A 17,155-nucleotide genomic window follows, 5' to 3' on the forward strand; every position below is an offset into this window, starting at 1 on the left:
ACCCGGCCGCTCAGGAGGCGCCGGACGAGCGGCCGGACGCGGCCCGGTACCAGTCCGCGTACCGGCTCACCCCGTCCGCGAAGTTGGTGTGTGGAGACCATCCGAGCAGCCGCTTCGCCTGGGCGTGCGAGATGCGGCGCCCGGCGTAGTCGGCGGTGCGGGCCTTGATGTGCCCGATGGTCACCGGGCCGAGCAGCCGGTCGACGGTGTCGGCGATGTCCCGGACCGAGACGGCGGTCGAGCCCTCCAGCGCGAAGGTCTGGTCCTCGGCGGCGGGGGACAGCGCCCGGACGTGGGCGTCCGCCAGGTCCTCCACGTAGACGAAGTTGCGGCTCTGTCGGCCGTCGCCCGCGATGGTGATCGGCCGCCCGTCGAGGGCCGCCTGGACGAAGCGGGCGACCACCAGCTCGTCGCGCATCCGCGGCCCGTACGGGATGCCGTAGCGCAGGATCGTGAAGTGCCGCCCGTAGAGCTCCCGGTAGCTGTGGACCAGCATCTCGGCGGCGAGCTTGGTGGCGACGTAGAGGTGGCCGCTGTGGTCGAGCTCGATCGGCACGTGTTCGTCGAGCTCCTGCTCCTCGCCGTCCATGTGGTCCTCGGCGAGTGCGGCACCGTACACCCAGACGGTGCTGGCCAGCACCGTCCGGCTCAGGCCGCTGCGCCGGGCCGCCTCCAGTACGGTCTCGGTGCCGTCGATGTTCAGCCGCACGGCCCGGACCGGGTCGGCGGCGACCTGCTCGACGTCGGCCATCGCGGCGAGGTGGAAGACCACCTCGCTGCCGTCGAGGGCGGAGGTCAGCGCGGGCAGGTCGAGGATGTCGATCCGGGCGTGCTCGGCGTCGGTGTTGAGGTACTTGTCGGTGGTGTCCACCACGAGTACCTCGTGTCCGGCGGCCAGCAGCCGGTCCACGACGTGTGAGCCGATGAATCCGCACCCCCCGGTGACGGCTACGCGCACGTTCTCACTCCTTCTCCGGAGCCCCGGTCGGGGCTGCTCTCTGGTCGGGGCTGCCGCTCCCGGTCGGGGGGCTGCCGTCCGGTCGGGGCTGCTGTCCCCGGTCGGGGGGCTGCTGTCCGGAGCCCCGCGGCGGGTCCGGCCGGTCGACGGGTCGACCGGTCGGTCAGTGGCTTGGCGGTCAGTGGCCCGGCCCGTGCCGCGGCCCTTGCGGCGACTTTGCAAACAGCACTTTGCAAAGTCGCCAGCTCGGCAACCCCGCGCGCCCCGCGAGGCGATCCGCTGCCGCCGCGGGCCCATCGGCTTTGCAAAGTGCTGTTTGCAAAGCCGGGGAGCCGCCGCAGTCGCCGACCACCGCAGCCACCGCAGCCACCGCCGCAGCCGACCGGCGGGCAGGCTCAGCCCGCGAGTCGGCCGTGGACGGCCGACACCGCCTCGATCACCTGGTCGGTCTCGTCCTCGGTCATATCGGAGTGCACCGGCAGGCAGACCTGCCGGGCGCAGACGTCCTCGGCCACCGGCAGCGGCGCCCCGCGGTACGGGCCGAACACCGGCTGCTGGTGCAGCGGCAGGTCGTAGACCTCACCGGAGAGCCGGACGCCGAACTCCTCGGCCACGGCGCGCTTGAACACGGCACGGTCGACGCCGGGGGGCAGCAGCGCGACGTACTTGTAGTAGTTGCTGCGGCAGCCGGCCGGTTCGACGATGGGCCGGATGCCGTCGAGGGCGGCGAGCGCGGCGTCGTACCGCTGGGCGACCCGGCGCCTGGTCTCGACGAACTCCTTCAGCCGGCGCAGGTGCACGGTGCCGACGGCGGCGTTCAGCTCGCTCATCCGCCAGGACGCCCCGAACCGGACGTGGTGGTTGGTGGCGAACGAGCCCTTGCCCTGGTCGCGGTAGATCCGGGCCTCGTCGCGCAGCTCGGCCGACTCGGTGAGGATCATGCCGCCCTCGCCGCTGGTGGTGACCTTGGTCGGGTAGAACGAGAACGCGCCGGCCAGCCCGAACGAGCCGGCCGTGCGGCCCTGGTAGCCGCTCCCGTGGGCATGGGCGGCATCCTCGACCAGCGGGATGCCCCGGCGGTCGCAGACTGCGCGCAGCCCGTCCACGTCGGGCGTGATCAACCCCCCGATGTGCACCAGCACCACGGCGGCGGTGGCCGGCGTGAGCGCCGCCTCCAGCGTCCGCGGGCTGAGCGCGAGGGTCGCCGGATCCACGTCCGCCAGAACGGGCCGGCCGCCGGCGTGCAGGACGGCGGCCGCGGTCGCGTAGAAGGTGACGGCCGGGACGACCACATCGCGGTCCCGGACGTCGACGGTGCGCAGCACGATCTCCAGGGCGGCCGTGCCGCTGGCGACGGCGACCGCGTGCGAGGCGCCGTGCTCGGCGGCGAAGGCCTGCTCGAAGCGCTCCGTCCACGGGCCGAGGGTCAGCGCACCGGTGGTGAGCATCTCCGTCACCGCGTCCGCGACGGCCGTGCGGTCACTCTCGTCGAACACGATGCGAGCGGCTGGAACCCCCATCGGCCACCTCCGGCTGCGGGATGAACGGATCATCTCTGGCGATACCCGCCCATAGCGGTCGGGTCAGACACATCACGCTACTTCCCCCGACCGCCCCCGGCCCGTCGTCGCCACCGCCCGGGTGACCCGTCGGCCCTGGACCCCCGGCCGGCGCCCGGCTCCGCGGCCCGCCGCTATGGCTGCGACGACGGTCGGGCCGGTGGCTGTGGCTGTGCGGGCGGCAGCGGCGGCAGGGGGAGCGGGACGACGACCAGCCTGTTGGCGTGTTGGTCGGCCACGTACGCGCGGGTGCCGTCCGGGGTGATCGCCAGGGCGTTGGCGTCGCCCGACCAGCTGACCGGGGAGTCGGCGACCTGGCCGGTCACGGTGTCGATCGCCATCAGCCTCAGCCCGACGCTCTCGCCCTGCCGCTGGGTGACGTAGACCCTGCGCCCGTCCGGCGCCATCACCACATCCGTGGTGAGGCCGTCCGTCGCGGCGGCGCCGGTGACCTGCAGGGTGGCGAGGTCCACCACGAACACGTCCTGGTTGTCGGTGCGGATGACGTACGCCCGAGCGCCGTCGGGGGTGACGGCCATCCTGAACTCGCTGGAGAACGGGAACCCGGGGCGGCGGGTGACCGTGAGGGTGGAGAGGTCGACCTCCACACCGTCGTCGCCGGAGACGCTGACGTAGGCGCGGCGCCCGTCCGGAGTGACCGTGATACCGAAGGGGTCGAGGGCCACCGTGATCCGGCCGGTCACCGTCCTGGTCGCGGTGTCGACCACATCGAGGGCGCCCGAGGACCGGCCGGGTTCGGGGATCGTCACCACATAGGCGAGCGCCCCGTCCGGGGAGAGGGCGACATCCGTCGGCGGGGTGGCGTGGAGGCCCGGGACGACCCTGGCGGCGACGGTGTCGGTGGCGGTGTCGACCACGTTCAGCACACCTTCGCGACGGACCGGGTCGATGGAGGTCACGTAGACCCGGCCGCCGTCAGGGGAGATCGCGATCCCTCCGGGGTTCAGGCCCAGATCGAGGGTCGCCGTCACGGTGCCGGTCGCGGTGTCGACGACGGTCAGGCCGCCGAAGTCGAGGTCGTCCGGGTGGAAGCCGCGCACGGTCAGGTAGACCCGGCGCCCGTCCGGGGTGACCGCCACCCCGGTAGGCCGGTGGGAGAGCGGGACCATCGTCAGAACGGCGGCGCCGCCCCGGTCCGCGCCGGTCCCCGCGTCCGTCTCCGTCTTGGCGCCGGCCCCGGTCCCGGTGCCCGTATCGATTCCGGTGCTCGTTCCGGTCTCTCCGGTCTCTCCGGACATGGCGCACTCCCATGGCTGGCGGGTCCGCCTCACCGGCGGGCCGGCGCGGTCGACGGTCTGCCACCATCCTGCTCGCGGCAGGTCCGGTCCCGCCCGCCCGGTGCCGCCGGATGGTCGGTTCCCGGTGCTCGACGGATCGCCCAGGTGGTCTGGACCACCATGCGGAATGCCGGTGACAGCGCCGGTCCCCGCATGTGATCGTTTCCCGTATGCCGACCTTCCCCTCGTACGACAACAGCCGGATCTGGTACGAACTCGCCGGGGACGGCGAGCCGTTGGTGGTCCTCCCCGGCGGCCCAGGGATGGACGTGCGGTACCTGGGAGACCTCGGCGGGCTCGGGCACCGCCGTCGGCTGGTACTGGTGGACGCCCGGGCCGCCGGCCGCTCGGAGGTGCCCGCGGACCGCGCCACCGTCTCCTTCGTCGAACAGGCCCGGGATCTGGAGGCGCTGCGCCGCCACCTCGGGCTGGAGCGGTTCGACCTGCTCGCACACTCGGCGGGCTGCCTGACGGCCCAGGAGTACCTGGCGGCCAGGCCCGGCCGGGTGCGGCGGGCGGTGCTGGTCGCACCCGTCGGCCGGGCCGGCCGCGAGCCCGACCCGGTCGAGCTGGCCGCCCTCCGGGCGGCGCGCTCCGGCGAGCCCTGGTACCGGGACGCCGCCGAGGCCGACCGGCTGCTCGCCGAGGGAGGCGTCGGCGGCGCCGGGCTCGCGGCGCTCCAGCGCCGGATCCTGCCCTTCTTCTGGCACACCTGGACCGAGCAGCGACGCGCCGAGTACCGGCCCGAACACGCCACCGTCCTCCCGTGGTTGCGGGAGGCCTTCTACGCGGGCTCGGCCGAGCCGGCGACGCTCGCGGACCGGATCGCCGGGCTGGGCGCCGCCGCCACCCCCGTCCTGGTCCTGGCCGGGGCGGCGGACGGCATGATCGGCACCGCCCCGGCCCGAGCGGTGGCCGCCTGCCACCCGGCCGCCCGCCTGGAGGTGATGGCCCGGTCCGGGCACCGGCCGTGGGCGGAGGAGCCGGAGCGGTTCGTGGACCTGGTGGACGGGTTCCTCTCCGCCGGCTGACCGGGCCGCCCCGACTCCGCGGTCCCGTCCGCCGACTCCGGCCCCCCGTGGCTACTCCGACCCGCGGGCGGTCCGGTCCTCCTCCACCGCCGGATCCGACCCGACCCCGAGCGCGGTCAGCAACTCCGCACGCAGGGCGGCGTGCGAGGCCGGGTGTGAGGCCGGATGTGAGTCGGCGCGCCCGCCGGGCGCACGCCGCGCCGGGCGCAGATCGTGCGAGATCCGGCCGTCGGTGAGCACCAGGACCCGGTCGGCCAGTGCGAGCGCCTCGTCGATGTCGTGGGTGACCAGCAGCACGCACGGTCGGTGCCGCGCGCACAGCTGCCGCAGCAGGCCGTGCATCCGGATCCGGGTGAGCGCGTCCAGCGCGCCGAACGGTTCGTCCAGCAGGAGCAGTTCGGGCTCTCGCACGAGTGCCCGGGCGAGCGCCGCGCGCTGCGCCTCGCCGCCCGAGAGGGTGGCGGGCCAGTCCCGTTCCCGGGCCGCCAGGCCGACCTCGGCGAGGGCGGCCCGGCCGGTCTCCCGGGCGTCGGACCCGCGGAGTCCGAGCACGACGTTGTCCAGGACCCGCGCCCAGGGCAGCAGTCGGGCGTCCTGGAAGACCACCGAGCAGCGCTCGGGGACCTCGGCCGTCCCGGAGCCGGTGGAGCCGTGGTCGAGCCGGCCGAGCGCCCGCAGCAGGGTGGACTTGCCGGAGCCGCTGTGCCCGAGCAGAGCGGTGAACTCGCCGGGGGCGAGATCGAGGTCGATGCCGTCGAGCACGACGCGCCCGTCGAACGACCGGGTGAGGCCGCGCAGTCGGACCGCGGGCACCGGCTCGGCCGAAGCGGGTTCGGAAGACGTCACGTCGACAGGCGTCGGATCGACAGCAGCCAGGTCGACCGAGATCGGGTCGACAGGCGTCAGGTCGACGGGCGTCAGACCGGTGGGCGTCAGGCCAGAGTGCGGCGCCATACCAGCGCCCTCCTTTCGAACAGGCGGACCAGGGTGTCGGAGAACAGGCCCAGCAGGCCGTAGACGACCAGGCCGACCACGATGACATCGGTCCGTCCGAAGGTACGGGCCTGGGTCATCAGATACCCGATGCCGCTGGAGGCGTTGATCTGCTCGCTGACCACCAAAACCAGCCAGGAGATGGTCACGGACATCCGCAGGCCGGTGAAGAATCCGGGCGCGGCGCCGGGGAGCGCGATCCTGAACAGAAACTGACCGTGCGTCAGATCAAGGGTCTGGGCGAGCTCGGCATACCTGGCGTCCAGGCCCGTAAGCGCGGCATGGGTGTTCAGATAGACCGGGACGAGCGTGCCCAGCGCGACCAGGATCACCTTGACCTCCTCGTCGATGCCGAACCAGAGGATGGCGAGCGGGACGAGGGCGAGGATCGGCAGCGAGCGCACCAGCTGCACGGTTCCGTCGATGAGCGCGTCCCCGATCCGGCTCAGCCCGGCGGCGAGGGCCAGCAGCAGCCCGGTCAGGACGCCGAACCCGAGCCCGAGCGCGGCCCGTTGCAGCGAGATCAGCAGGTGGGTCTGCAACTCGCCGGTGCCGACGAGATCCCGGAAGGTCGCGGCGACGTCGAGCGGCGGGGCGAGGGTCTGCGGGTCGAGCGCGCCGCCGGCCGAGGCCAGCCACCAGGCGGCGAGCAGCAGGAGCGGTCCGGTGGCGCGGAGGAAGGGCGGTCGGCGGCGCGGGCGGCCCACCGGCCTGCGGCGGGCGCCCAGGGGAATGGCCATCAGGGGTTCTCCGGAGAATGGGGGTAGACGGGTCAGCCGGCTGCGGACTGGCGCTGGGCGGCCTCGAACCGCCGGTCGAACTCCCCTGAGACGTCCAGCTTCCCGGGGATCGCCCCGGCGGCGGAGAGCAGGTCGGCGATCGCCTGGTGGTCGGCCGCGGCCCGGTCGTAGGAGGGGAAGGCGGCGGTGCCGGTGTTGCGGTAGATCTGGGTACCGGTCGCGGCGGGGATGTTCTGCTTCTTCACGTAGTACTGGTCCACCCACTCCTCCTCGTGGGTGTTCTGCCAGGTCAGCGCCTTGGTCCAACGGCCGGCGAGGTCGCGCAGAGCGGCGGCCTTCGCCGGGTCCCGCAGGGTCCTGCCGGGGGTGATGAGCAGCAGCAGGCCGCTGGTGAGGTCCTTGTCGTCGGTGATCTCGTGGGCGCCCCGCTCGGCGTTGGGCAGCAGGTACTTGGAGGCGAGGGGCTCGGTGAGGGCGGCGGCGTCGATCTGCCCGCTCTGCAGGGCGGCGGGGATGTCGAGCACCTGGAGGTTGACCAGGGTGACGTCGGAGGGCTTGAGGCCCGCCCGCTGAAGGGCGTTGAGGACGGCGGGCTGGAAGGTGGTGCCCTCGGTGTAGGCGATTTTCCGGCCCTTCAGCTCGGCGACCGTCCGGGCCGGGTTGCCGGGGGAGGTGACCAGGTGGACGGCGCTGCGGCTGGTCTGGGCGACGCCCACCACCTTGACGTCCTGCCGGGCGGCCTGGGCGAAGATGGCCGGAGTCTCGGAGACGATCCCGAGGTCCAGCGAACCGCCCCGGAAGGCCTCCAGGATCGCCGGGCCGCCCTGGAAGGCGTTGTAGCCGAACGTGTAGGGCGCGCCCTGGTCCTGGCCCGAGGCCTTCATCAGGACCTCCAACTGGGCGTTCTGGTCGCCGATCCGCAGTTCGGTGCCGGCCGGGACGGCGGTCGGCAGGGGCTCCTGCGGTGCGGAGGCGGCATCGGTGGTCGCGCCGCCGGTGGAGGTGCAGGCGGTCAGGGCGAGGGCGGAGGCGGCGAGGACGAGGGCGGCGGCGAGCCGGCGGGTGCGGGGCATGGTTCTGAACTCCGTTGTCGGTGAGGCGGGGTGGCGAGCTGGATCGCGGTGGTGGTGACGGCGTGGCGTTGGCGGTGGAAGGAGGTGCCGGGTAGGGCCCGGGCCCGGGCCCGGGCCCGGGTCGGGCTCAGGCGAAGACCTGGAACTCCCAGACCGAGTAGCCGTACTGGGTGCCGCGCGCGGTCCCGAGCAGGCGGACGTAGCGCCCGTGGGCGTCGAGCCCGGTGAGGTCGTCCACACCGCCGTCGCCGTTCGCGACGGCGCGGACGGTGGTCCAGGTGGTGGCGTCGTCGGAGACCTGGATCTGGTAGGCCCTGCCGTAGGCGGCCTCCCATTCGACCCGGACCCGGCCGACGGCGGTCGGAGCGCCGAGGTCGACCTGGAGCCACTGGGGGTCGGTGCGGTCGCTCGACCAGCGCGTCGCGGCGGAGCCGTCGACGGCGTTGGCGGGCTCGACGCCGGCCCGGTAGGTGCTGGAGGCCGACGCGGGCCGCCCGAGGGCGAGGTTGGCACCCCCGGCGGCACGGGTGTACAGCGCGGCGACAGCGGCCGGGGCGAGCGCCTGGCGGTGGACGGCGACCTGGTCGATCGCGCCCCCGAAGGGCCGCTTGCCACCGAAGCCGCCGAGTGGCAGCGGGATGGTCTGCGGCAGGCCGGCGGCCGGAACACCGTTGGCGTACAGGGTGGTTCCGCTACCGGGCTGGGAGACCAGGGTGAGGTGGGTCCACTGGCCGAGTGGGAGGCGGTAGTCGAAGGTGTGGTTCGCCCCGCCGTACTCGCTCAGGCCGAACCTGTGGTCGCTGCCCGCCTGTTCGACCTTGATGGCGGTGTCCTGGTCGCGGAGCAGCACGGTGTCGGTGGCGTCGGCGGTGCGCCTGATCCAGAGCGACAGCGTCCAGGCGGTGCGGATCGGGCGGCCGCCCAGGGAGAGGGTCTGGCCGCTGCCGGCGGTGAAGCCGAGGCCGTTGCCGTCGTGCCCGGCGGCGGGGTAGGTGGGCGGGTACAGCCAGCCGTTGCCGTGCAGCGTGCCGGTGCTGTCGGGGAGCGTGAGCTTCCAGCCGCCGGGGTAGTGGGTGGCGCTGGTCGGGGCGGTGGCGCCGTCGAAGGTCCAGGTGTGCACCGGGTTGCCGTCGGTGGTCGGCGGCGGGTCGGTGCGCGGTGCGGCGGTGGGCTCGTCGCCGATCGCGGCGAGGCCCTGGGTGAAGGCGGCGAAGCCGCGGGTGGTGGCGGCCGGGTTCCAGGTGCGTTCGCCGAGTTCGGCCCGGCGGCCGTCGAACTGGTCGAGGTAGTAGCCGGTTTCGCTGAAGAACAGGTCGTCGCCCCAGGCGGCCAGCACCTGGCCGAGGTTGTGCGGGTCGGCCGACGGGGTCCAGGCGTAGATGTCGCCGCGTGGCACCACCTTGCCCTCGTAGTCGGCGGGGGAGATGTAGAAGCGGGAGTACGCGCCGGTGCCGTAGGCGGAGTCGACCACGTCGTAGCCGTAGGAGCGCATGGCCGAGGAGACGGCGGTGGAGCCGAAGTTCATGACGAGGACGCCGGTGGCCGGCCGGATCGCGGTGCTGTTCACCCAGATCATCGCCCGCTTGCCGTGCGCCTCGACGGTGGCCTGTTCGGCGGCGATGAACCGCTCCTGGAGGTCGGCCACGGTGGGTGCGTCCGGCGTGAGCCTCCCCTTGACGTAGGCGCAGTCGGCGAGCGCGGCCGGGACTTCGTCGTTGCCCAGGTGGATGTACGGCCCGTGGAACCAGTCCAGGAACTCGCCGAGCAGGCCCTGGGTCCACGCGGTCACCCGGGCGTCGGTGAAGTCCAGTGTGGAGGGGTCGTTGCACTGGGCGGCGAGCGAGCGGTCGGTGCCGCCGAAGGCGGCGTACGGCTGGGCCTTGGTGGGGCCCTGGATCTCCGGGACGAGTACGACGTGGTACTCGGCGGCGACGGCCTCGATGTCCGCGATGTCCTCCCGGCTGTACCGGTAGGCCGGATCGGTCGGGGCGAGTGCGGCGTAGGCGGGGCTGTACAGCCGGAAGGCGTTGGCCTGGTTGAACATCAGCTGGACGGTATTGATCTTCGACCAGGAGGCGCGGCGGATCTCGTCCTTGAGGTCGGTGGGCGACATGTAGCGCCGGCTGACGTCGAAGTGTTCTGCCCGGTAGGCGAGTTGCGGCCAGTCTCGGGCGGTTCCGCGGGGGACGGCGGAGTGGCCGGGGTCGAGGCGCAGCAGCTGCAGCAGCGTCCGGGTGCCGTAGAAGGCGCCGGTGGAGGTCGGGGCGGTGAGGAGCAGGCGGGTGCCCGAGGTGTCGAGTCGGTAGCCCTCGGTGCCGAGTGCCGGATCGGCCGCCAGTGCGAGCACCAGGTCGCCGTCGGCGGGCGAACTGGTCCGGACGACGGGAAGGTTGAGCCCCGTGGTGGCCGCAAGGTCGGTGGCGAGGCGGTCGGCGACGGCGGCGAGTGGCCTGTCGGAGAGCCGTTCGCCGGTGGCGCCGCTGGTACTGAGGGCGGCGGCGGCCGGGTCGAGGACGATCCGCGAGGCGGGCGTCAGGGTGAGCGATCCGGTGCCGCCGGTCCACTCCCGCAGGGTCGGGGTGACGGCGGGCGAGGGGTTCACCGCGGCGATCGGGGCCGGGGCCGGGGCCAGGGTCGCTGCGGGGGCCGGAACAGCGGCCGCGGAGGCGGTCGTGGCGTGGACGGGCAGCAGCGCGACGAGGGTGAGGAGCGTCGTCGCGAGGGCGCGAAGTGGTGGGCGGCGCAGAGGTGGGCGGCGCAGGGGTGTCGGCGCGGACATGGGCGGAGGTCCTCTCTGGGACCGGCTCCATCCGCGCGCCCGGTGGGTCACGGGCGGGCGGGGGAGCCGTCGGGGTCGGCATCGGGGCGGCCGAGGCGGGTGTCGGGACGGCGGGGGTCGGCAGACGGGCGGTCGGAGGCGTGGGCGGTCGAGCCCCCGGGACATCGGTCCGGGCCCGCTTCGGCGTCCGGGCCTGTGTCGGTCTTCGAGCCCGCGTCCGTGTCGGCGCCCGAGTCGGCGTTCGGCCGCACCGCCGCCAGCGCGCCGCGCACCGTGCCGCCGGCCGCCGCAAGCGCGGCCCGGGCGGCCTCGGGGGTGGCGCCGGAGAGCAGCACCACCAGCGCGGGCTTGAGTTCACCGCCCGCGGCGTCGAGGGCGGCCCGGCAGGCGGCCGGCTCGGCGCCGGAGGCCTGGGCGAGCAGCGTGAGCGTGCGCGCGACCAACTTCCGGTTCCCGGCGGCCACATCGGACATCAGATTGGAGTAGGTGCGGCCCAGCCGGACCATCACCGCGGTCGAGAAGCCGTGCAGGACGAGCTTCTGTGCGGTGCCTGCCTTCATCCGGGTCGAGCCGGTCACCACCTCGGGCCCGGTCGGCACGCAGACGTGCAGATCGGCGAGCGTCGCCAGCGGGGCCTGCGGATCGGCGCTGACCAGGACGGTCACGGCCCCGGCGGCGCGGGCCGCGGCCAGCGCGCCCGCCACGTACGGGGTGCGCCCGCTGGCCGCCAGCCCGAGCACGACGTCCCCTGCCGCCACGTCGGCGAGCGCCTCCCGGCCGGCCTGCTCGCAGTCCTCGGCACCCTCGGCCGCGCGGGTCAGCGCGTCGGGGCCGCCGGCGAGGTGAGTGCGGAAGCGGCCCGGTTCGAGTCCGTACGTCGGCGGGAGCTCGGCCGCGTCCAGGACGGCGTAGCGGCCCGAGGAGCCGGCGCCGACGTAGTGGACGGTGCCGCCGGCCCGCAGGGCGTCCACCGCGGCGTCCACGGCGCGGGCCAGCACGGGCAGCGCGGCGGCGACGACGGCGGGCACGGTGGCGTCCTCGGCGTTGACGAGGCGCAGGATGCCCAGCGAGTCCAGTCGGTCGATGTCGGCACTGCGCGGATTGCGGCCCTCGGTCGGCGGCAGGTGGTGCACGGGTCCTCCCCGGGGTGTGGTGCGGATGGCCAGGTGGCGGTGTGGCGGTGTGACTGCGGAGCGATCAGCGACTGGGCGCAAGTGCGGGTGCGGAAGCGGTTGCGGGCGCGGGGCGTAGGTGTTGCTGCGGGTGCGGTCACGCCAGGGCGGCGCCGAGGGCGCGCAGCTTCGGATCGTCCAGTCCCTCCCCGGGGAAGAGGCAGAGGCCGCCGTCGCCCGGCGCGGCGAGGGCGTGACCGAGGGCCGCGGTGAAACCGTCGGCGGTGACCGGCGGCCCCCAGTCGGCGCCCCGGGCCAGGGCGGGGGAACTGGTCGTCTGCACCATCGGCACCACGGCGGTGCCGGGTGAGCCGGCCGCCTCGGTGCGGATCGCGCGGGCCGTCGAGCCAACGGACGCCGGGGGGCGCAGCAGGATCGCGTGGTAGGACATCGGCAGCAGGGCGTCCACCAGCGGCGCCAGCTCGGCGACGGACTGCCCGAACAGTCGGGCACGCCGTTCGGGATCCTCCTCGGGGACGACGAACAGTCCGGTCCACAGGCCGGGTTCGGCCCGTCGGATGGCCCCGGTCAGCGCCGCCGCGAGTCCGCTGATCACCTCGCAACGGTAGCGGAGCCAGCGCTCGCGGTGATGGACCGTCAGCTCGGCGCGGGCGGCGGCGGGTCGGGCGGGCAGCGGGATGCCGGTGCGCCGGGTGAAGTCCGCGAGGGTGACCGGGTCGTAGGAGGCGTCGCGGGGTGCCGCGCCGGGCCGCAGTTCCAGTTCCCAGTGCAGCGGCCAGCGCAGGAAGTCCAACGCCAGGCCGTCGAACAGTCCGCTGCCGGCCAGTTCGGCGCAGTGCCGGGCGAGTTGGGCGTGGTGGTCGTGGTCGGTGGGGATCAGCCCGGTGTACCACTCCTGCTGCTCCCACGGGCGCCCGTCGCCGGAGACCGGCCGCAGGTCGGGCCGACGCCGCTCGGCGGGCGCGTTGTGGTCGCTCAGGCAGGCCACACTGCCGACCAGCCGGAGTCCGGCGGTTCGGCAGGCGGTGGCGAGCCCGGGGGTGGCCGACTCCGCCTTGGTGATCAGTGTGGTCAGGCCGGCGGTGGCGAACCGGTCGAGGAGGTGCGCGCGCTCACCGGGCGTGGCGGCGGCGAGCGTGCGGTCGAAGACGTACGCGGCCCGCAGGGGAGCGGACGGGCGGAGCGGGGCCGGGGCGGGCAAGGGGATCCTCGAAACGGGTGCGGGTGCGGGTGCGGGTGCAGGTCTGGATGGAGTGCGCAGGAACAGCCGTGGCCGCGCGGAGTGGGCGTCGTCCTGCGCCGGCCCTCGCCCGGCCTCGGCCCTCGCCCTGTACGGTCCTCGGCGTGCGAAGGCGCGAGGCCCGAGGCCCGAGGCGCGAGCGGGCCGCGGCGTGGGGGCGTGGGGGCCTGGTGGCGTCTAGCGAAGCGGCGCGGAGCCGGGACAGGCGGCGGTGGTGACGCGGCAGAAGTCCACGTGGGCCCGGGTGGTGAGGACGGCGGCGCGGTGCACGGCGCTGGCCTCCTTCCCGGGGCGGTGATGGCACACTTCGGACACACCCGAGGTTGACACCCGTCGGGATGTCGAGGATTCTCGCACAGAACTCTTCCGATGTGGAAGAGCAACATGAAGGCACCGCGCGGGCGCCGTCGGGGCGTCGCGCCCGAGCGCCGGTCGGCGCAACACCCGTGGGAGGGATGCTGTGGACGGGACATCGGCCCAGGCCTTGATCGTCGGACTGAGGGGCCGGATGCCGTCCCTGTCGCCGGTGGAACGGGCGGTCGCCGAACGCATCCTCGCCGACCCGGCCGCTGCCGCAGGCCTGAGCATCAGCCAACTCGCCGCCGCAGCAGGGGTGTCGGACACCTCGATCACCCGGTTCTGCCGTACCCTCGGCCTGCGCGGCTACCCCGACCTGCGGCTCGCACTCGCCGCCGCCCAGGTCGCGGCCGGTGAGGAGTTCGCCGTCCGGGTCGGCGCCGACGGCGACATCGCGGCCGGGGACGACACCCGCACGGTGGTCGCCAAGGTGGCGCGGTTGAACGCCCGGGCCGCCGAGGACACGGCCGCGCAGCTCGACCTCGGAGCCCTGGACGAGGTGGTCGCCCGACTGGCCGGGGCCCGCCGGGTCGAGGTCTACGCCGCCGGGGCCGGGGCCGTCGTCGCCGCCGACCTGGAGTACAAGCTCCAGCACCTCGGCCTGGTCTGCGCGGCCCGCTCCGACGTGCACCGGGCGCTGATGGGAGCGGCCCACCTGACCGGCGAGGACGTGGCGATCGGTATCTCCTACTCCGGTCGCACCGGCGAGGTGCTCGACCCCGTCGCCGAGGCCGCCCGGCGTGGCGCGACCACGGTCGCCCTCACCAGCGACCCCGGCTCGCCGCTGGCCACGGCCGCCGCCCTGGTGCTCACCTTCGCCGGTCGGGAGAGCGACCTGCGGACCGGTGCCACCGTCAGCCGGACCGCCCAACTCACCGTCGTGGACTGCCTGTACGTCGGTCTGGCCCAACGGCTGGAGGAGCATGCCGCGCAGGCCCTGCACCGCGCCCAGCAAGCCGTGAACGGCCGGGCCGGGCGGGACGGCCGGGCGCAGGCCCCGACGGGCGGCGGGCGGACCCGGCATGCCTGACGACACCTGGGTGATCGGCATCGACGTCGGCGGCAGCGGCATCCGACTGGCCCTCGCCCCCGAGGCCTGGCCGACCGGCCTCGCACATCTGCACACCGTCGAACTCGCCGCCCCGGCAAGGATCTCCGGCGGCGGACACGACGCGGACGCACTGCTCGACCGACTGCTGCCCGCACTCGGTACGTTGGCCGCCGCGCTGCCGTCGGGCGGGCGGATCGGCGCGGTCGCCGTCGGCGCCACCGGCATGGCGCTGCTCGGCCGCGACCTCGCGGAGAAGCTGCCGGACCGGCTGGCCCGCCGCACCGGCGCCGCCCGCCTGGTGCTGGCCGGCGATGCGATCGCCGCCTACGTCGGCGCACTCGGGACCGGCCCGGGGGTGACCGTCGCCGCCGGGACGGGGCTGGTCGCGATCGGCTACCACCCGGATCGGGGTTGGCAACGGGCGGACGGTTGGGGCCAGTTGCTCGGCGACTGCGGTGGCGGCGGCTGGCTCGGCCGGGCCGGCCTGGAGGCCGCCCTGCGTGCCCACGACGGCCGCAGGGGCGGCTCGACCGCCCTGCTCGACCTGGCCGAGCGGCACTACGGCCCGGTCACCGGCCTGCCCGCCGCCCTCCAGCCCCGCCCGGACCGTGCCGCTCTCCTGGCGGCCTTCGCCCCCGCCGTCGCCGGGGCGGCCGCGGACGGCTGCCCGGTGGCGGCCGGGATCATCCGCCGGGCCGGCACCGAGATCGTGGCGAGCGCGGCCGCGGCAGCGGCCTCCGCGGGGCTGGACCGCCCCGATCTCGCCCTGACCGGCGGCCTGTTCAACCTCGCCCCGCTCCGCGAGGCGGTGCACGCGGCCGTGGCCGCGGACCTCCCGGCCGCGCGCCTCGCACCGCCCGACGGCCCGCCGCTGCTCGGTGCCCTGCGCCTCGCGGTCTCGGCGGCCGCCCCGCCCTGGCCCGTCGACCCGCCGCTCCTGGCCGTGTACGAGTGGCCCGGACGCGCTGCCGACAGCGGGCGGCCGGCGGGCTGACCGATACCGAAAGCGCTTGTCCTCAGGCGTTCTTGACGGTGATGCGGCCGTTGGAGGTGGTCAGGTCCAAGTGGTGGCGGCCGGACGGGTCGTCGGTGATGCCGATCTCCTTGCGGCCGTTGTCGGTCTGCGCGGCGACCTTGTAGCTGCCGGCCGGGACGGTCAGCGAGATCGCGCCGTTGGAGGTCTTGGCCCGGACGTCCTGGGCCCTGGCGGGGGTGAGGTCGATCTGGCCGTTGCTGGTCTGCGCCTGGATGCGGTCGCCGTTCAGGCCGGTGCCCCTGATGGCGCCGTTGGTGGTCTGCACCTCGACCGGCCCGGCGACGGTGTCCAGGGTGATGCCGCCGGAGTGGGTGGTGACCTTGACCGGGCCGACCCGGGAGAGGCTGACCGCGCCGGAGGAGGTCTGGCCGTCGACCGGCAGCCCGGCCGGGACCTCCAGGGTGTAGTTGACCGAGCAGTGCTGTCCGCAGCCGCCCAGCACCAGCACGCCGTTCTCCACCCGGGTGGTGGTGCCGGGCCGGTCGTCCTGGTAGTCGATCGAGCGGTGCACGGAGATCTTCCCCGCGCCCTCCCGGCCGTTGATCGTGACACCGCCGGAACTGCTGTCCAGGCGCACCGAGGTGATCTTCTCGGACACCTCGGCGTCGTCCTGCGCGTTCGTCCCCGGCGTGCAGGCGCTGAGCCCCCCGGCGGCGATCCCGGCGATCCCGACGAGCGCAAGAGCCCGGACGTACTGGCGCGGCTGGCGCATCTCATGACCCCACATCTGAGAACGTCGCTGGTGGCGGGCCCGTGGTCGGGTCCGGCCTGCCGAAGCTATCCCGGCCGCGGCCGCGCCGGCCATGGGGCCAACCCCCCGGTCCGCACGGGGGCACGCCACCGTCCGGGCGCCCCGCCGCAGGGCTTTGCGCACGTCGGAGCCGCTGCGGGGAGGGTGCGCGGACTCCGGGCAACCGACGGGGAGGCCGGCCGACCCCGTCAGCCGCAGCCGCCGTGAACGGCCGGCCGCCGGCCGTACCTGTCAATCGTCGCCCGTCGCCCGTCGCCCGTCAGCCGTCAGCCGTCAGCCGCCGAGTCGGCGTCCGCCTGGGCGGCGGCGCTCTCGGCGGCGTCCAGCTTCTGCTGCATGTCCTGGACCTGGCCCGGTCCGCTGTCGGGCGCGCCGCCGGTGCCGGCCTGGCCGGAGCCCGGGCCGCAGGAGGTGAGCAGGGCCGCCGCAACCAGGGCGAGGGCCACGAGGGCCGCGCGGGCCGGGGCCGGACGGCGGGTCACTTGGTGGACCCCTGGTTGTTCGCGGCGCACCAGGTGGCGACGGCCTTGAGGTCGCTCTGACGGGTCTGGAGGGTGGTCAGCAGGCTCCTGCGGGCGGTCAGCCGATCGTTCAGATAGGTCGCGATCGGGGTGTGCCCGGCGGTCTTGGCGTCGGTGACGCGCTGCTGGAGACGGGCGATCGAACCGACCACGGTCGCATCGCCGTTGAGCCGGTCCAGAGCCTTGGCGACCCGCTCCTCGGTCTTGGGCAGCCGCTTGCAGATCCCCTTGGCGCCGTCGCCCTTCGGGGTCTGCCGGGCCGACGGCGCCGCGGAGGGTGCCGCGGACGGGGAGCCGGTGCCGTCGGCGGCCTGCGCGGGTACGGCGGCGAACAGCGAGCCGGCGACGGCGATGGCGCCGAGTGCGGCGGCGGCCCGGCGGTTCACGGTCGGGTTGACGGACATGGTGCGTCCCTTCTCCGGTGGGCCGGGCAGGCGCTTCGGGGCGCGGCCTGCACCGGCCTTCTCTGGCCTGGTCGACAGGGAGCGTAGGGCGGCTTCTTGTGGATTCCCTGTGGGCGTCCTACGGACTGCGGCACTCTCCCCAACGGCCTGCCCTGACCCTCCCTGACTGGCCCTGACCGGCCCTGACCCTCCCTGACCGGCCCTGACCGGCCCTGACCGGCCCTGTGGGAG

At 74.6% G+C, this 17,155-nt stretch carries 15 protein-coding genes; 3 read left to right on the forward strand and 12 right to left on the reverse strand.

Annotated features, from left to right (window positions below; all coding sequences use genetic code 11):
* Nucleotides 1–10: 10 nt before the first annotated feature.
* From ACFVVX_RS13550 to ACFVVX_RS13560, 3 genes are all read right to left on the reverse strand, one after another.
* Nucleotides 11–958 (reverse strand): NAD-dependent epimerase/dehydratase family protein, encoded by a 948-nt coding sequence (locus ACFVVX_RS13550; protein ID WP_387944830.1) that lies wholly within the window; start codon nucleotides 956–958, stop codon nucleotides 11–13.
* 395 nt (nucleotides 959–1,353) lie between these two features.
* Nucleotides 1,354–2,454, reverse strand: a complete 1,101-nt coding sequence (locus ACFVVX_RS13555; protein WP_387944832.1) for a DegT/DnrJ/EryC1/StrS family aminotransferase — start codon at nucleotides 2,452–2,454, stop codon at nucleotides 1,354–1,356.
* Between the two features lie 197 nt (nucleotides 2,455–2,651).
* Nucleotides 2,652–3,776 carry a hypothetical protein gene (locus ACFVVX_RS13560; protein ID WP_387944834.1) on the reverse strand — a complete coding sequence of 375 codons (1,125 nt, stop codon included), beginning with the start codon at nucleotides 3,774–3,776 and terminating at the stop codon, nucleotides 2,652–2,654.
* Nucleotides 3,777–3,985: 209 nt separating this feature from the next.
* Between ACFVVX_RS13560 and ACFVVX_RS13565 the strand changes: the two genes are divergently transcribed.
* The gene (locus ACFVVX_RS13565) at nucleotides 3,986–4,846 is read left to right on the forward strand and encodes an alpha/beta fold hydrolase (RefSeq protein WP_387944836.1); all 861 of its coding nucleotides are present in this window, start codon (nucleotides 3,986–3,988) and stop codon (nucleotides 4,844–4,846) included.
* Nucleotides 4,847–4,897: 51 nt separating this feature from the next.
* Here the strand turns inward: ACFVVX_RS13565 and ACFVVX_RS13570 are convergent, their stop codons facing one another.
* The 6 genes from ACFVVX_RS13570 to ACFVVX_RS13595 all read right to left on the reverse strand — a co-directional run bounded on the left by ACFVVX_RS13570 (nucleotide 4,898) and on the right by ACFVVX_RS13595 (nucleotide 12,765).
* The gene (locus ACFVVX_RS13570; RefSeq protein ID WP_387944838.1) at nucleotides 4,898–5,800 is read right to left on the reverse strand and encodes an ABC transporter ATP-binding protein; all 903 of its coding nucleotides are present in this window, start codon (nucleotides 5,798–5,800) and stop codon (nucleotides 4,898–4,900) included.
* Nucleotides 5,779–6,579 carry an ABC transporter permease gene (locus ACFVVX_RS13575; protein WP_387944840.1) on the reverse strand — a complete coding sequence of 267 codons (801 nt, stop codon included), beginning with the start codon at nucleotides 6,577–6,579 and terminating at the stop codon, nucleotides 5,779–5,781. The genes ACFVVX_RS13570 and ACFVVX_RS13575 overlap by 22 nt, the downstream gene beginning before the upstream one ends.
* A 32-nt stretch (nucleotides 6,580–6,611) precedes the next feature.
* Nucleotides 6,612–7,652: an ABC transporter substrate-binding protein gene (locus ACFVVX_RS13580; RefSeq protein ID WP_387944842.1), complete on the reverse strand. Its 1,041-nt coding sequence runs from the start codon at nucleotides 7,650–7,652 to the stop codon at nucleotides 6,612–6,614.
* 127 nt (nucleotides 7,653–7,779) lie between these two features.
* Nucleotides 7,780–10,431, reverse strand: a complete 2,652-nt coding sequence (locus ACFVVX_RS13585) for a discoidin domain-containing protein (RefSeq protein WP_387944844.1) — start codon at nucleotides 10,429–10,431, stop codon at nucleotides 7,780–7,782.
* 47 nt (nucleotides 10,432–10,478) lie between these two features.
* Entirely contained in the window at nucleotides 10,479–11,564 is a 1,086-nt protein-coding gene (locus ACFVVX_RS13590; protein WP_387944846.1) for an N-acetylmuramic acid 6-phosphate etherase, read from the reverse strand.
* 136 nt (nucleotides 11,565–11,700) lie between these two features.
* Entirely contained in the window at nucleotides 11,701–12,765 is a 1,065-nt protein-coding gene (locus ACFVVX_RS13595; protein WP_387944848.1) for a hypothetical protein, read from the reverse strand.
* A gap of 547 nt (nucleotides 12,766–13,312) precedes the next feature.
* Here ACFVVX_RS13595 and ACFVVX_RS13600 point away from each other — a divergent pair.
* Nucleotides 13,313–14,191: a MurR/RpiR family transcriptional regulator gene (locus ACFVVX_RS13600; RefSeq protein WP_387944850.1), complete on the forward strand. Its 879-nt coding sequence runs from the start codon at nucleotides 13,313–13,315 to the stop codon at nucleotides 14,189–14,191.
* Nucleotides 14,184–15,206 carry a BadF/BadG/BcrA/BcrD ATPase family protein gene (locus tag ACFVVX_RS13605; protein WP_387944852.1) on the forward strand — a complete coding sequence of 341 codons (1,023 nt, stop codon included), beginning with the start codon at nucleotides 14,184–14,186 and terminating at the stop codon, nucleotides 15,204–15,206. Before ACFVVX_RS13600 ends, ACFVVX_RS13605 begins: the two co-directional genes overlap by 8 nt.
* A 22-nt stretch (nucleotides 15,207–15,228) precedes the next feature.
* On the opposite strand, the gene ACFVVX_RS13610 is transcribed toward ACFVVX_RS13605, so the two are convergent.
* From ACFVVX_RS13610 to ACFVVX_RS13620, 3 genes are all read right to left on the reverse strand, one after another.
* Complete coding sequence (locus ACFVVX_RS13610; RefSeq protein WP_387944854.1) at nucleotides 15,229–15,960, reverse strand: DUF4097 domain-containing protein; 732 nt, start codon at nucleotides 15,958–15,960, stop codon at nucleotides 15,229–15,231.
* A gap of 305 nt (nucleotides 15,961–16,265) precedes the next feature.
* Nucleotides 16,266–16,481, reverse strand: coding sequence for a hypothetical protein (locus tag ACFVVX_RS13615; protein ID WP_387944856.1), 216 nt, complete (start codon nucleotides 16,479–16,481; stop codon nucleotides 16,266–16,268).
* Nucleotides 16,478–16,924 (reverse strand): hypothetical protein, encoded by a 447-nt coding sequence (locus tag ACFVVX_RS13620; protein WP_387944858.1) that lies wholly within the window; start codon nucleotides 16,922–16,924, stop codon nucleotides 16,478–16,480. Before ACFVVX_RS13620 ends, ACFVVX_RS13615 begins: the two co-directional genes overlap by 4 nt.
* Nucleotides 16,925–17,155 lie beyond the last annotated feature (231 nt).

Origin of the sequence: Kitasatospora sp. NPDC058170 (assembly GCF_042883905.1) — a bacterium.
Lineage (GTDB): Bacteria > Actinomycetota > Actinomycetes > Streptomycetales > Streptomycetaceae > Kitasatospora.

Excerpts from the sequence above, each read along its gene's own strand:
- ACFVVX_RS13560 (WP_387944834.1), bottom strand. The coding sequence starts at position 3,776 with ATGTCCGGAGAGACCGGAGAGACCGGAACGAGCACCGGAATCGATACG.
- ACFVVX_RS13565 (WP_387944836.1), top strand. The coding sequence starts at position 3,986 with ATGCCGACCTTCCCCTCGTACGACAACAGCCGGATCTGGTACGAACTC.
- ACFVVX_RS13570 (WP_387944838.1), bottom strand. The coding sequence starts at position 5,800 with ATGGCGCCGCACTCTGGCCTGACGCCCACCGGTCTGACGCCCGTCGAC.
- ACFVVX_RS13575 (WP_387944840.1), bottom strand. The coding sequence starts at position 6,579 with ATGGCCATTCCCCTGGGCGCCCGCCGCAGGCCGGTGGGCCGCCCGCGC.
- ACFVVX_RS13580 (WP_387944842.1), bottom strand. The coding sequence starts at position 7,652 with ATGCCCCGCACCCGCCGGCTCGCCGCCGCCCTCGTCCTCGCCGCCTCC.
- ACFVVX_RS13585 (WP_387944844.1), bottom strand. The coding sequence starts at position 10,431 with ATGTCCGCGCCGACACCCCTGCGCCGCCCACCTCTGCGCCGCCCACCA.
- ACFVVX_RS13600 (WP_387944850.1), top strand. The coding sequence starts at position 13,313 with ATGCCGTCCCTGTCGCCGGTGGAACGGGCGGTCGCCGAACGCATCCTC.
- ACFVVX_RS13605 (WP_387944852.1), top strand. The coding sequence starts at position 14,184 with ATGCCTGACGACACCTGGGTGATCGGCATCGACGTCGGCGGCAGCGGC.
- ACFVVX_RS13610 (WP_387944854.1), bottom strand. The coding sequence starts at position 15,960 with ATGCGCCAGCCGCGCCAGTACGTCCGGGCTCTTGCGCTCGTCGGGATC.
- ACFVVX_RS13620 (WP_387944858.1), bottom strand. The coding sequence starts at position 16,924 with ATGTCCGTCAACCCGACCGTGAACCGCCGGGCCGCCGCCGCACTCGGC.